Here is a 14,971-nt window from a genome sequence, read left to right on the forward strand (position 1 = left end):
GATTCAGAATCCGGTGCGTAATGTCTTTCAGTCGCGATAATTCCGGCCTTATGGTCATTATTCGGGTCGCCCTTAGCGTTCCTGTCGACACTCTGTTTGATTATCAAGCCGAAGATGCCAGCTCGCACGATATTGGTCGGCGTGTCTGTGTACCCTTTGGTAAAAAAAAGCTCACAGGCATTATTATGGCAATCGGGAAGGAAACTCAGGTTCCGATCGAGAAGCTTAAATCCGTTTATTGCATTTTCCGGGAAATTAATTCGCTCCCACCCGCATTGGTGGATTTGTTCCAATTCTGCAGCCAATATTATCATCACCCGCTCGGCATGGTCATCATGAACAGTTTGCCCGTACTGCTGCGCAATAATAAGCCGGTTAAACTGAAAGATTCCGCACAACACCCCTTGCTTCTCACGGATTCAGGCAAGCGGATCGATATCACCACGATTCCTGCGCGCAATCGCGTGGCGCGACGCTTGCTGACGGAATTTCAAAATACAACCTTACTGACTGCTCAACAAATCAAACAAATTTCACCGCGCGCCATTAACTTACTGATTGAATGGAAGCGACTCGGTTGGGTCGTCGAAAAACCGACAATCGAGACATCCTCATCCAAAGCTACGCACATTCCCACCCTGACAGCTGACCAGGCCAAAGCTGTAACAATCGTGACGGCTGGACTGAAACGATTCAACACCTGGTTGCTGCATGGAATAACCGGCAGCGGCAAGACCGAGATATATTTGCGTCTTATCGAATCGGCTTTGTCACATGGTAAACAGGCACTGGTACTGATTCCAGAAATCAATTTAACCCCTCAGCTGGAAGCTGTTTTTCGTGCACGCTTTCATACCGCTTCATTAATCAATCTGCACAGCGGACTCAACGATACGCAACGGTTAACCGGCTGGCTGCAAGCCCAGCGCGGTGAAGCCAAAATTATTCTAGGCACGCGCCTGGCAATTTTCACACCATTGTCCAACCTGGGTCTGATCATCGTCGATGAAGAACACGACAGTTCATTCAAACAACAAGACGGATTACGCTATTCTGCACGTGACTTGGCGATCTTTCGCGCACGGGAAATAAATATTCCCGTAGTGTTGGGCTCCGCTACACCATCCCTGGAAAGTTATTTCAATGCCATCAATGGCCGCTACCAATATATTCACTTGACTTCTCGCGCAATACAAAATGCCAGGCTGCCTTCGATTCAGTATATTGATACACGTATTCATAAGTCACAGGATGGATTGTCCCAACCATTACTCAAGGCGTTGGAAAAATGCTTGGCAAACAAACACCAAAGCCTGATTTTTATCAACCGGCGCGGCTATGCACCAGTACTGCTATGTAAATCCTGCACCTGGTGCGCACTCTGCCAACGCTGCTCCACTCGCCTTGTGGTGCATTTGCGCGATAAAAAATTATGCTGCCACCATTGCGGTCATGAAGAAAATTTCCCGCGTGCTTGTCCGCAATGCGGCAATCAGGATATCGCACCGTTTGGTCAAGGCACGCAACGTGTGGAAGAAACGCTGCGTGCACATTTTCCAGTAGCGCGAATTTTGCGCATCGACCGCGACAGCACACGACGCAAGAATGCCTGGAAAGAAATTTTGCATGCCATTCATACCCAGCAAGTAGATATTCTGATTGGTACTCAACTGTTAGCTAAGGGACATGATTTCCCTAATTTGTCCCTGGTTGGCATTTTGAATGCCGACACCTCGCTCTACAGTACGGACTTTCGTGCCAGTGAACGTCTATTTGCACAACTCATGCAAGTTTCGGGTCGTGCAGGCCGCGCCAATGTTGCTGGGCATGTGTTAATTCAAACTGAATTTCCCGATCATCCTCTATATCATGCGTTGCAGCAACACGATTATGAAACCCTGGCGCAGACTTTGCTAACAGAAAGAAAAATAGCCGGATTTCCACCTTATGTACATCAAGCACTTTTGCGTGCCGAAGCCCATAGCATTAAAATTGTGCTTAATTTTCTAAAACAAGCTGCGCACTTGGCCAAGCCAACTCAAGCGATAGAACTGTATGATCCAGTGCCTGCTCAACTGTTGCGTTTAAAAGGAATGGAACGCGCATATTTACTCGTACAATCGACTTCACGCAAACAATTACAGACATTTCTCGCTGAATGGTATATGCAAATAAATACATTATCTACTCGCAAAGTGCGCTGGGTGCTGGATGTCGATCCAATTGAATTTTGATTTATAACAAATTTATCTTTAGTAAGTCCGGATGAAATATTCCGACACTCATACGCTCCGACTCTGGCAATATGTTAATAACAGAAAATCAGACAGCACTTAATGCCACTTAGAAATGGCAACTGTCATTGGGCAACTGTCATTGTGCAGCTCCATAAAATGACGACTTGCGAAGCTGAATGGTATTTCAGTAAACTTCACATTGCATTCGAGAAATTTGGCTGGCACTGAAAAAATAATCTCACGAACCTGCGGATACACTATGAAGGCCCGGCAAATATTATTTATCTCTATTAATCCAGAATCTGTACTTTTATCCGCCTCAATTAAGTATGGCATACTGACTCCGATTTGGTTGCAGGAGTATTCTGCACAATTTTAATCAGCAAAAGCCATAGACCGATAACCCTATCGAGGAGGATAGATTGCTTTTTACACGTGATGATCACAAGATTAGTATTATTGGCGGCCTACTCCTGCTGGGATTAACATTATCAACCGGGATCGCTGTTTACAGCGCAATGCGGCAACAGATTGAATCCGTACTGGGCATAGGCTTACGTGTTGCGTTGCAAGGCAAGGCGCTTCTGGTAGAAAATCAAATTCAAAAAAGCATGGGGGATACACGCGCTTTAGCTCTCCGTCCATTCTTGATCCAATCCATACAGGATCTCAATACACAACCAGAAAATAAAAGTGCATCACGCGATCTTGAGCGAAATGTCAATTCACTCCTAGAGGTAGGTTTTTCTGCCGTAGTTATTTATGATGCAAAGGGCAATAAGCTATCCCAAATTGGCCATTTTTCTGAAAATATAACTCAATCAATACCTTTGCCGGAATATCATGACACATTCCTCATATGGGATAAGCAATTTATTTTGCGCACTCAGGTCGATATTGCAGATCCAGAAAAACGCCATATTGGCAGAATTGTGACAGAAACCAAACTACCACAAGTAACTCGCAGATTCAGTGAGATCAGATCCATTGGCAAAACCGGAGAATTCATATTGTGCGCCCCTCCGGCTATCGATACACAAGCAATGGCTTGTTTGATCAGTCAAATTGACGGTGTAAAATTTACCCATCTGCGATATGCAAGAGAAGGAGGAATATTGCCAATAAGTCTTGCGCTCAATGGCACAAGCGGTGTCATTGCGGTAAAGGATTATCGTCAAATACCGGTAATTGAAGCATATGCGCCGCTTCATGGTATTGGTTTAGGGATGGTTCTGAAGTTGGATCAGGAGGAATTATTCAATCCGGTTAATGATCAATTAATAATCATCGTACTTTATCTCGCTGGATTGATTATTGCTGAAATATTGTTATTAAATTGGTTTGTCCGCAAGCTAATCAAATCCGAAAGAGAGTCACGCGATGCCAAAGAAACCGCAGAACAGATTTCCATCGAACTAAGCCATAAGGAAATTGAGTTACGCGAACGCCTGAAAGAAATCACCTGCCTGTACGAAATTCGCCGCAGCATTGGGTCGGATTTATCCGTCGACAAAGCTTGTCAACAGATCATTGCACATCTGATACCCGCCATGCAATATCCGGAACATGCTTCGGTAATCATAGAACTCGATGGAGAGCGCATTTCTTCTACGTCTTCATCTCAAGACATGACGCACGGATTAAGCTCCAGAATCAGCGTCAATGGCAGGATACGCGGCCAATTAAGCGTTTTTTATCCTCAAGATAAGCCTTTTCTGGTTCTGGAAGAGCAAAAGCTTATCGATGCGATTACCAGTGACCTGGCGCGATGGTTGGAACGTAAGCAAGTCGATGAGTTATTACATGAGCGCCTAAAAGAGATTACATGCCTGTATGAAATTCGCCGCGGCATTGGCATGGAATCATCGATAGACAACGTTTGTCAGAATATTTTTGAACATCTGCTACCGGCTATGCAATTTCCCGAAATTGCAAGTGCAGTAATCGAACTCAACGGTTGGAGATTTACCGTCGGTAAATTTGACCCGGAAGCCGGACATCGATTACAGTCAAAAGCCAAAATCACTCACCGAAAAACTAGTTATTGGCGCACAGAACGAGATCCTGCGTGTACTTGCTGTTCCATGATTCGTGTTAATGGCAAAGTGTGCGGTCAAATACGAGTTTATTACCCGGCAGATCACCCTCATATGGTGGTGGAAGAGCAGAAACTCGTTAACGCGATCGCCAGCGACTTGGAAAGCTGGCTGGAGCGCAAACGATTGGAACAAGCGCTGGTATTCGTAGCTGAAGAACAGGCACATACCATCGGACAGGAGTTGCACGATAATCTAGGACAACAAATAGCCGCTATCGGCTATCAAGCCAGAGCACTGGAGAAGCAAATCATTGCCGCAGGAAACATCAGCATGGCGACAGTTGCCGCCTCAATTGCATCACAAGCGCAAATCTCAGTAATACACATCAAGCAACTGGCGCAAGGGCTGCTTCCGTTTGAAATTGAAGCCAATGGCGTGATTGCCGCATTACAAGCGCTAGCAAATAGAGTAGCAACGACTTACAGCATATCTTGTGTGTTTTCATCAAAAAACAACATTACTATTCATGATGATACTTTAGCACTTAATCTGTATCGAATTGCCCAGGAAGCCGCCAACAATGCAATTCGCCATGGTAAAGCACAACACATCACTATATCTTTATCTTCAAATGAAGAATTATTGTGTTTATCAATTTCCGATGATGGTAGCGGATTTATTGAAACAAGTGAAACCTCGCAAACATCCTCTGGAATGGGTATAAAAATAATGCAATATCGTGCCAAACAATTGGGTGCAAAATTGGATTTTCTCCAGCGCCCCGAAGGTGGCACGGAAGTACGTTTAGAAATGCGGATGGCCTGAAATGTCTACAAATAAAATAAAAGTAATGTTAGTGGATGACCATGCCATGTTGAGGCACGGCATGGCGATGATGATCAACATGGAATCCGATATGGAAGTAATTGCCGAAGCCGGTGATGGCAACGAGGCATTGGCAATACTGAAGAAAAATGAACCTGTTGATATTGTTTTATTGGATGTCACACTTAAAACCGTATCCGGTTTCGAAGTGATTAAAAGTATGCATGCACTGATACCTACTCTTCCGGTCTTATTTGTTTCCATGCATGATGAATCAGTGTATGCAGAGCGCGCTTTACGTGCCGGTGCGCGGGGCTATGTAATGAAACAAGAACCGGGCGAAATATTGCTGGCGGCGATTCATGAAGTACTCAAGGGTAACGTTTATTTAAGTAAGCAAATGCACGAGAAGTTATTGAAACGTATTGCATCGGGTCACTCCGAACCCGAACAGCTCATTAACACGCTTACCCCGAGCGAATTTGAAGTACTCCACCTGATCGGACAGGGGCATAGCAGTCAAGAAATTGCAAAATTGCTGTGCCGCAGCATCAAAACAATTGAAACGCATCGTTTCAATATCCGGGTCAAACTGCATTTAAAAGATGGTGCTGACTTAATCCGCTACGCCACACGTTGGATTTCTGAGGAACCCTGAACACACACTGCTCGATTTGATCTAGGGGTTTCCCTTACCTCAAAACAATGGATTCCCCAATATCATTTCAGTATTGATTCTCGTAGGATACGCACATGTGTCAATCCATTTGGGAGTTTTAATATTATGAATAATATCAAATTTGGAAAATATCTTGCAGTTTTACCGATGCTTTCTATATTAGTTGCCTGTGCGCAGTTGAGCCCAATGGAAGCACAAAGTGTAGACAGCAGAAAAAATGTGTCGGAAGCCAAAACAGTCAATGATCACGAAAATCTGATTAATTACTACGATAAGCTGGCCAATGAAATGACCGTAAAAGCTGAAGAAAAAAGAAAGTTACTGGAAGAATATGAAAATCATAGTCAACACTATGGCAGGCGTGGGCAGGATTATAGGTCACACACACTGGCAAATATCCGTTACTATGAGCAGGAAGCATCAGAAGCCATTAATCATGCAGGTTATCATCGCAAGATCGTTGCAGAACTTCAAAGAAATGAATATGCAAAGTCTGTTGACAGACCGGAACAAGCAGGTAATCTTAAAATTAAAGCCAGACTCAATGAACCTGAGAACTTGAAAAAGAATTAAAATATCGTTTTGATATTGGGCGAATACTTTTATAATTAGACCTATGAACTAATATCGCCTTTAAGAATGCCAAAGGCACGGGGAATGTTACGGTACATTCCCCGTGCCTTTGGCAATTTATATTTGTATGTATGAATGAATCGTGCCATCACTCTAAAAATAACTTCCTAAAAAGGTTATTACTTGTTTTTACTTTAGGAAGTACGTTTCTTTTCTTTTCATATACCCCTACTCCTTACGCCAATAATTTAAAAAAACATTTTAAAGATAGCCGTATAGAACTCGGTGGTTGGATTCACGGCGGCGCGACTTTAAACCCGAGTCAATCGGGCGGTTATAATGGCCCTGTTGCTTTTGCTGATCAAGCCAATCGATTTCAATTAAATCAATTCAATTTGTTTCTGCAACGTCCGGTAATATCCGAAACCAGAAAATGGGATATTGGCGGACGTTTTGACTTTTTATTTGGAACCGATGCGATCTTCACACAAGCCTTTGGTGTACCAACTTTCGATGTGAATTCCGGAGAGCCTCTCAATCGCAATAACTGGGATCTCAATCTATGCTGCTCTTCAACGCGCACTTATGGCATCGCACTTCCCCAAGCTTACTTGGAAGTACATGTACCCATAGGAAAAAACGGAATCAATCTAAAAGCAGGGCATTTTTACTCACCGACCGGTTTTGAAACCATCCCAGCACCGGATAATTTTTTCTATACCCGTGCCTACTCCTTCAATGCCGGAGAGCCCTTCACTCATACCGGTCTCCAAGCCAACTATATCGTCAACAGCAATTGGTCCATTTCAGGAAGTGCCGTTACCGGCAGTGCAACAGGTGGTTGGGATAGCGGGTGGGATAAACAATTAGGTAATTGGGGAGGTATTGCGGGTATTACCTGGACTAGCGATAATCAAGCCACCTCGCTCAATGTTACCGGCACTTATGGCAAAATTTCAACCCGCAGTGACGAGTCATGGGGAATGTACAATATAGTATTTCAACACAAAATAAATCCCAAAACGCTGCTGGTACTGCATCATGTTCATGGTTACGCCGGTGGCGTTTTATTAAATAATTTGAAATACACGAATGTAGTGAAAAATGCTGAATGGATTGGTTTTGTAACACACCTATACCATGATCTTACTGAGAATTTATCGATTGGTGTACGTGGAGAATGGTTCCGTGACCGGGATGGATTCCGCAATCCCTCTCCTTTCCGAGTTGCTGCGGCAACCAATATCGTAAACGGCGTGGCTAGCAGTTATGCGGGGAATATCAGCAGTGTCACTATTACCCCGGCCGATTATTATGCTGCAACCATCGGTTTAAACTGGAAAGCCGCAAAAACATTGAAACTTCGATCGGAGGCGTTAAAGAAGCTCAATATTCGTCCCAATATTCGCTATGACAGGGTCGATGCTTTGCATACAACCGCTTATCGACCCTTTGCCGGCAATAAAGATCAAATTCTGTTCTCACTCGATTTCGTAATCCCATTTTAGGGACACACATCATAAAAAGGATAAAATGCAAATATCATCGGAAAAAACAATTATTCCAGATCATCCAGCGCAAGCTTTGGGCCCGACCTGACCTTGGCTTTATTAATTGAATCATCGCGTTGTTTCGTCGCCATTCTTTTATGAAATTCGGCAAATCTCAGACTCTCTTGCAATGTCTTTTCATGAGCGCGAATATTCGCGGAAGTATGTGACTGCAAATCCAGGCCTCTTCTTCCATAATAGTATGGACGCGCTTCGTATGCCGCCAGGATCCTTTTATTTTTCTGCAGATTTGATCTCGCTTCTTCAGCTACTGTTTCATAATAATGAACCAAAGCTTCGTGATCATTATTTGCAATACCTTTTGGCGCAATCAGTGACGCATTCATTTGAGCACACGCGCTCAGAATAATCAGCGTTAATATTCCTACTGATAATTTTAATGTTTTCATAATGAATACCTCCTCTAACTTATGGCACCATCTTAGTTTGATCAGCACTCCGTGTATATTGGGAAAACCCTTGTTTTTCATTAATGGAAACCATTAACCTTAGTGAAAACAATACCTTTCCAGAGCTCACGGCAAATTCAATCTCACCGCTAATAAGCTAATTTAAAAGATATCTTGAAATGAAACATGGCTTGAAATACTCAGGATGGCTGATATGTGCCCTGACAAGCGGCATTCTTTTTTGCTCAATATATTCTGATAATCTTTGCGCCAACAGTTTCAAAAAGTATCTTACCCAGCGCAAATTGGAATTCGGCGGCTGGATCCATGGCGGCGCAACACTCAATCCCAGTCAATCCGGGGGATTTAATGGCCCGGTTATTTTTGCCGACCAGGCCAATCGGTTCCAATTGAATCAATTTAATCTGTTTATGCGGCGCTCGGTTGTTTCCGAAGGAAAAACATGGGATTTTGGCGGGCGTTTCGATTTCATGTTTGGAACCGATGCCATTTTCACTCAGGCATTTGGCGTACCAGCCTTCGATGTCAATGACGGAACACCACTCAAAAGAAATGAGTGGGATCTCAATCTATGCTGCAATTCTACGCGTACCTACGGCATCGCTCTGCCGCAAACCTATCTGGAAGCCTATGTCCCTGCCGGTAATGGGTTGAACATAAAATTAGGCCACTTCTATACGCCGACCGGCTTCGAAACTGTTCCAGCACCTGACAATTTTTTCTATACACGAGCATATACGTTGAACGTCGGCGAACCTTTCACGCATACGGGGATGCTCGCCACGTATTATGTCAATCCAAACTGGCAAATTATGGGGGGCCCACTGACAGGCAGCGCAACAGGTGGGTGGGATGCAGGCTGGAATAGGCATCTCAGTAATTGGAGCGGATTGGGAGGATTCACCTGGACCAGCGATAATCAAACCACTTCATTTCATCTTTCCGGAACCTATGGCGAAACTTCCGCGCGCAGCAGTGAGATTTGGGGGTTCTACAATATCGTGTTCAAGCACAGAATCACTCCCAAAACCTTGCTGGTTTTACACCAGGTTTATGGCCATGCCGGAGGCGTATTGCTGAATAATCTGAAATATACCAATGTAATCAAGGATGCCGAATGGTTTAGCGCGCTCATACATTTATATTATGATTTGACCGATAATGTATCCATTGGCGCCCGGGGTGAATGGTATCGTGACGAAGACGGTTTTCGTAACCCCTCCCCATTCCGTATCGCCGCTGCCACCAATGTCGTGAATGGCATCCCCGTCAGTTATGCCGGAAATCTCAATACCGTCACCATTACCCCGGCCGACTATTATTCCATGACAGTTGGTTTAAATTGGAAAGCCGCCAAAACGCTTAAGCTGACCTGGAATGCGCTGAAAAAACTCACTATCCGCCCGAACATTCGTTATGACAGGGTCGATGCGTATAAAACCAACGCATACCGACCGTTTGACGGCAACAAGGACCAAATCCTGTTCTCACTCGATTTTTTGCTGCCTTTTTAGGCATTGAGGATAATTGGATACTACTAAATAGGATTATTGACTCGGGGGGCGGATATAAAGTAACCTGATCTTTTAAAAAGAACACAGCATGGGGAGTAACCTCATGATACTTCCGCAGAGAGATAAAGAACCGGATTTAGCGTTTGCCGGACTGGCTATACTTATTCTATTTGGATTCTTGATCTGGCATGACAATCCTATCAAGAGTTCCCGCCCCGCTGACCCTGTCTCAAAAGAACTTTTAGAGCTAAACATAATAGACCATGCCTACAAGAGCTGGCTGTGGGAAGATCCTTTTGGAAAAACTTTCAAACCGAGCGAGGACAGAAACCAGAGAAATCCTTATGATCAAGATTGCAAGCAACTAAGAAAAAAGATAGAAAGCCAGAAAAAAAATAAAGGTAAGCCTGTTGAGATATTGGCTGCCTTATTGGAGACTAGCCCTAATACCACTGATAATAAAGAAACTCGCCTCCGGCATCGTTATGCAAAAATTGCAGGACTCATCGAAGCTGGCTATAGCCCATCAGAAGGAACTCATCAATTGCATTATTGCAGGATTGATGATCCGAAGACCCAGGGCGCTCAGGATAAAAAATATAATATAAGCTGGGAATATTTTAATTTCACGCAAAACCCGAATGAGGAAAATGAGAAACCCGATGTCATTTTATTATGGTTAGATAATAATGTTTTCAATGGTAAAACTCTCCTTACCCCAAAAAATGAAGCTAATGATTCCCCTGATAATGCTCACGAATTTCTAATATCTCTAATTCATGAGAATGAAGATTTCGCCCATATTAAGAATAATTTATATCTTTTTGATTGGAGTTACTCAGAGTATTGCTGGAACGACCCAGGTAGTAATCAAGAATGCAATGAATCGGATAAAAACGTCATTGATGCAACGTCAGATAGTTATCCGGAAAAAATTGTACGACCTTTAAAATTTCTTCCACAGCATTCAGAACATTCAAAAGAATTAGTTGAAAAACTAACCGAGGAACTCGTTAGGTATCGAAGAATTAAAGATTTATCTGAGATAGCTATTATTGTTGAACAGGATACGCAATATATACGCGAATTGTCAGAGACATTTTCAAATAAATTCCAATGCAAAATATTAAATAGTCAAAGCTCAGTTGATGAATGTCATAAGAGCGATCATGCATTAAATTCAGTTAAAAGATTTTCTTATTATAAAGGGTTGGATGCCTATCAGTATCGATTAGAAAAAGAAGAAAATCGCAAGCCCAAAAAATGGAATGAAGATGGATATTTATCATCTGTGGATATTCGTAACCCATCCTTCGGTCCGGCACAATTTGATTATCTGCAGCGTATAGCAGCGCAAATTAATAATAGCCATAAAACCATCGATATTGAAAAACGTGTTGGTGGAATAAAAGCGGTAGTTATTTTTGGCAGCGATTATTATGACAAGCTGCTCATTCTTCAGGCACTGAGGTCAGAGATGCCAAATATTCTAATTTTAACTACTGATCTGGATGCAAGAATGCTACATCCGCAATATTTTCGCTGGACCAGAAATTTGATTGTTGCTTCATCTTTTGGTTTGCAGCTTCCTCAAAATAAACAAAGTTCTTTTTCTGCTTTTCGTGATAGCCAGCAAACAGAGATTTTTTATAACGTGACACAATTAATAGAGAAATCAAGCATCGCATATTCCTCACCGGTACTTTTTGAAATTGGTCGGAATAACTATGTACATTTGCCTCAATCATCTGATAAGGCTGAGAGAATTAAAGAAATTCTATCGCAGGAAATGTTTAGCCAAAATCAAAATAAGCATCAGTTTTGGTTATTGTCTGGTATAACCTTGGCTTTAATCATCTTACTTTATGGATTTCGACCTAACTCTTTTAAATTATGTAGTTATATAGCAGTTTCTGCTAGCGTAATCTTTATTATTTATTATCAAGCCATTGAGAAAAATGAAGAGCCGCTGAGTTTCACCGAAGGTATTAGTTTATGGCCTGCAGTATTTATTCAAATCATTGCGATCGCCTTAGCGCTGTATTTTTATTACAGCGCATACTTTAAATCAGAAAGCATGCTTAAAAGAAACTTTGAGTATCTACAATCTAAATTTAGTTTAAAAAGTAATTTAAACAACAAAGAACAACGTACAGACACTGAATGGTACTTCTTTATATTTATTACCGTTGTAACATTAATTTTGAGTATATGGATTTATGCGTCAAACGATTTTAAACCTGATGGTTATTTAGATTTTTGGGCTTGCGCCACTGTTCTAGCAGTGCTTATAGTCATATATATAGCGTTAGAATATAAATTCTTTAAATCCTACTTAATAGCAATCACACATTGGAATGATAAAGCTGAGTGTTATCTTAATAATCCTAAAGTTCCTAAGCTCATTAAATTAGAACAGATATGGAATGAATACAATAGACTTGGCCACTGGAAACCGTACCTTATCCGCATCACTCTGATGTGGTTAGTATTTGCATTAATTGAAACCATTCTTTTTTATTTAGTGCCTTCCTGGCCTCAGTCGGCTCGGGGCAATTTTGCTTTTTATTTAGATTGGTTTATAGGCATAGCCAGTTTCATCGTTATCATGCTTCTGACGTTTGTTGTGCTGGATACTTACAGACTTAATTACTATTTTATTAGAAAGCTGCGCATACAACATCCTCTGATCGTTGAAGATGTTTACTTAACACGGATAAAGGAACCTGATATTTGTGATAAAGCCCAAAAAGAATTAGCAAGGATGAAATATGCCAATCTCACTGCGCCTCATAAGAAACTTGAAGAAATCATCACTCTGGTAGCCGGAAGAACGCGCGTAGTGGACGGTCTGATTTATTATCCCTTGATTTGTATTATATTGATGCTATTGGCCAGAATATCTTATTTTGATAATCAGGATTTTCCTTATAGCAAAGCAATCAGCTTCGGGGTAAGCATATCCCTGCTCATTTTTACAGGTTTTATGATCCGCTCCGAAGCAGAAAAGCTCAAGTTTTCAGTTATTAGAAGTGCAGAAAATTTGAAAATAAAATTCAAGAATCAAGCAGCGGATATTGATGCAACCATTGAAAAAATAAGTAACATTAAAAGCGGCGTTTTCCAGCCCATGTTAGAACAACCTGTGATGAGAGCGCTATTACTGATTTTGGCGTTTATTGGTATTCTTGCGGGAGAATTCTTAAAGATTTTTGGTTAATAAAATACGCATAGGATCATCTTTTCATGTTGCTACTCTCTCCTTAAGCATGCGATCTCAAGTTTCTTTGGATTGAAACAGCCCTTTCAGATCGAAATGGCATTCCTCATACATCACTGTAACAGACTGTTTGAGCTTGACACCGTAGAATTCTTGTGCAGCTTTATCTTCGACCAATCATTTCAGCTTTCATGATTTCCACCCTGTCGTTCCAAATGCGCTTCCACATCCCTCTGACTAAACCCAATCGCACTGGCGACACGATCTGCGTGGCTTACTTTGGAAATGCCTTCAATCAGGCGGTGTGTCGGACCTTGCGGCATGAATTCGACTTGCAGGTAGCGGCCAATATTGTCTTTTTGCAGCAGTTCGCACAGTTCGTGATTGTGCGTGACCAGCAAAGTGCTGGCACCGAGTTTATGGAATCCTTTCAGGATATATTCCGAGATGGTCATTTTTTCTTCAAACGTCGTGCCTTCGGATAATTCATCCAGTACCACCAGACTGAGTGGAGTGGCATTAAAGAAAATCTCCTTGGTGCGCTGCAATTCATGGCCGAAGCGCCCCATTGCGGCACTGAGCTGGCCGGGGTCAGGAACCTGATAATAGAGACGTTCGGCCGGAACCAGTTGCCCTTGCATAGCGGGAATGTAGCAACCGATTTGCCCGAGTAGTTGAATTTGCACCACGGTCTTGCAATACGCTGTTTTTCCGCCGCTATTCGGGCCAGTGATGATCAACACGCGCCCTGCCCGATCGAGGTGGATATCGTTCGGCACATAATCCGGAATTGACCGTATCAGTAGCGGATTCCGGGCTTGACTTACAGTTAGGCGGTGCTGCTTCTCATCAAGAATCTGCGGCAATACTTTGTCACCGATAATCGATTGACCATAGCGGTGAAAAGACAACAATTCATCCAGCATGCCAAGTGCCTCGACCACTTTGGCTAATTCAGGGCTTTCGCGGAATTGCTTGCGCAAGGGGTAAATGATCGAATCGCGATCGGATACGCCCATCGCCAGCAACAGAATCGGAAACACCGGGACGGTGAGCGCCAAAATGCCATAACCGATGTAAGACACATTGAACTGCGGCATGAAGTTTTCAAAGAAAAACAGAATACCGTACGAAGCGGCAAAGAAAATCGCTATCGGGATGAGTTTAAATAAGGTGGGCCTGAAGCGCGAAAACAGATCGAAGGCCGATTTTTCTTTTTTGCTTTTAAACTTGCTGCCGGAAACATAAACCGGGCCTTTCATCAATGCGTAGGTGCGTGATTGGCAGAAATCACGAAAAGCATCCAACAGCGTGCGCAAATAAGCAGACTGTGGCTGTGGAACTTGTGCAGCGCCTTCAACCAAATCCACAGCAAATTCGGTGCCGTCTACGTATTGCCGATAACCATAACCACCGAATTCCAGTTTATCGGTACGGCTGCTTGGATCTTCGGTTGTGAGACCGCCAACAAATTCGCCATATAACAGATATTTCAATGATTTTTCTCCGGAAGCCGCTTTGCTCACAAATTTCGTGATTGCATCAAACAATTGCGGATCCGATTCCATCTCAAGCAATGCCATCTGTTTCTGCTGCAGTATTCCCACATTCTGATTCGGGCGGGCAATGGAACGATACAGCGTCATTCGACCGGCTTCAGTTTGGGTTTGATTGATCGTATGAAACAAGGTCTCTGCTTCAATCGCTTCAAAGGTTTTCGCATCCAGCGCTTCATAGTCGTTTTCGGCGGGACGGAGAGTCTCCATCGTTGTAGGTTGTTCGGAATCGGATAAGATAAATTTCTTGCGCCAAATATCAATCATATGGAAAGTTTGTTTAAGGTTTTTTCGGTTTTTATGGGTTGCCAGCAAGCAAGGCTGCCTGAACGTGTAAAATACGCATA

General features: G+C 42.8%; 9 protein-coding genes. 7 read left to right on the plus strand and 2 right to left on the minus strand.

Annotation, left to right across the window (positions count from 1 at the left end):
* Nucleotides 1–20 precede the first annotated feature (20 nt).
* From CPG39_RS03280 to CPG39_RS03305, 5 genes are all read left to right on the plus strand, one after another.
* Complete coding sequence (locus CPG39_RS03280; protein ID WP_096292013.1) at nucleotides 21–2,234, plus strand: primosomal protein N'; 2,214 nt, start codon at nucleotides 21–23, stop codon at nucleotides 2,232–2,234.
* 425 nt (nucleotides 2,235–2,659) lie between these two features.
* Nucleotides 2,660–5,101 carry a sensor histidine kinase gene (locus tag CPG39_RS03290; RefSeq protein WP_231990378.1) on the plus strand — a complete coding sequence of 814 codons (2,442 nt, stop codon included), beginning with the start codon at nucleotides 2,660–2,662 and terminating at the stop codon, nucleotides 5,099–5,101.
* A gap of 1 nt (nucleotide 5,102) precedes the next feature.
* Nucleotides 5,103–5,759: a response regulator gene (locus CPG39_RS03295; RefSeq protein WP_096292015.1), complete on the plus strand. Its 657-nt coding sequence runs from the start codon at nucleotides 5,103–5,105 to the stop codon at nucleotides 5,757–5,759.
* 126 nt (nucleotides 5,760–5,885) lie between these two features.
* Nucleotides 5,886–6,353: a hypothetical protein gene (locus CPG39_RS03300; RefSeq protein ID WP_096292016.1), complete on the plus strand. Its 468-nt coding sequence runs from the start codon at nucleotides 5,886–5,888 to the stop codon at nucleotides 6,351–6,353.
* A 131-nt stretch (nucleotides 6,354–6,484) separates the two neighbouring features.
* Nucleotides 6,485–7,861 carry a porin gene (locus tag CPG39_RS03305; protein WP_096292017.1) on the plus strand — a complete coding sequence of 459 codons (1,377 nt, stop codon included), beginning with the start codon at nucleotides 6,485–6,487 and terminating at the stop codon, nucleotides 7,859–7,861.
* Nucleotides 7,862–7,911: 50 nt separating this feature from the next.
* Here CPG39_RS03305 and CPG39_RS03310 read toward each other — a convergent pair whose 3' ends face one another.
* Nucleotides 7,912–8,313, minus strand: coding sequence for a hypothetical protein (locus CPG39_RS03310; RefSeq protein WP_096292018.1), 402 nt, complete (start codon nucleotides 8,311–8,313; stop codon nucleotides 7,912–7,914).
* 179 nt (nucleotides 8,314–8,492) lie between these two features.
* Between CPG39_RS03310 and CPG39_RS03315 the strand changes: the two genes are divergently transcribed.
* Nucleotides 8,493–9,848 carry a porin gene (locus CPG39_RS03315; RefSeq protein WP_096292019.1) on the plus strand — a complete coding sequence of 452 codons (1,356 nt, stop codon included), beginning with the start codon at nucleotides 8,493–8,495 and terminating at the stop codon, nucleotides 9,846–9,848.
* Between the two features lie 103 nt (nucleotides 9,849–9,951).
* Nucleotides 9,952–13,068 (plus strand): hypothetical protein, encoded by a 3,117-nt coding sequence (locus tag CPG39_RS03320; protein WP_096292020.1) that lies wholly within the window; start codon nucleotides 9,952–9,954, stop codon nucleotides 13,066–13,068.
* Between the two features lie 182 nt (nucleotides 13,069–13,250).
* On the opposite strand, the gene CPG39_RS03325 is transcribed toward CPG39_RS03320, so the two are convergent.
* On the minus strand, nucleotides 13,251–14,891 hold the full coding sequence (locus CPG39_RS03325; RefSeq protein ID WP_231990379.1) for a MutS-related protein: 1,641 nt from the start codon (nucleotides 14,889–14,891) through the stop codon (nucleotides 13,251–13,253).
* Between the last annotated feature and the right edge of the window lie 80 nt (nucleotides 14,892–14,971).

It is taken from the genome of Nitrosomonas ureae (assembly GCF_900206265.1).
Lineage (GTDB): Bacteria > Pseudomonadota > Gammaproteobacteria > Burkholderiales > Nitrosomonadaceae > Nitrosomonas > Nitrosomonas ureae_C.

Bases quoted from the DNA above. Each gene is read 5' to 3' on its own strand.
- CPG39_RS03280 (WP_096292013.1), top strand. From the start codon at position 21: ATGTCTTTCAGTCGCGATAATTCCGGCCTTATGGTCATTATTCGGGTC.
- CPG39_RS03295 (WP_096292015.1), top strand. From the start codon at position 5,103: ATGTCTACAAATAAAATAAAAGTAATGTTAGTGGATGACCATGCCATG.
- CPG39_RS03300 (WP_096292016.1), top strand. From the start codon at position 5,886: ATGAATAATATCAAATTTGGAAAATATCTTGCAGTTTTACCGATGCTT.
- CPG39_RS03305 (WP_096292017.1), top strand. From the start codon at position 6,485: ATGAATGAATCGTGCCATCACTCTAAAAATAACTTCCTAAAAAGGTTA.
- CPG39_RS03310 (WP_096292018.1), bottom strand. From the start codon at position 8,313: ATGAAAACATTAAAATTATCAGTAGGAATATTAACGCTGATTATTCTG.
- CPG39_RS03315 (WP_096292019.1), top strand. From the start codon at position 8,493: ATGAAACATGGCTTGAAATACTCAGGATGGCTGATATGTGCCCTGACA.
- CPG39_RS03320 (WP_096292020.1), top strand. From the start codon at position 9,952: ATGATACTTCCGCAGAGAGATAAAGAACCGGATTTAGCGTTTGCCGGA.
- CPG39_RS03325 (WP_231990379.1), bottom strand. From the start codon at position 14,891: ATGATTGATATTTGGCGCAAGAAATTTATCTTATCCGATTCCGAACAA.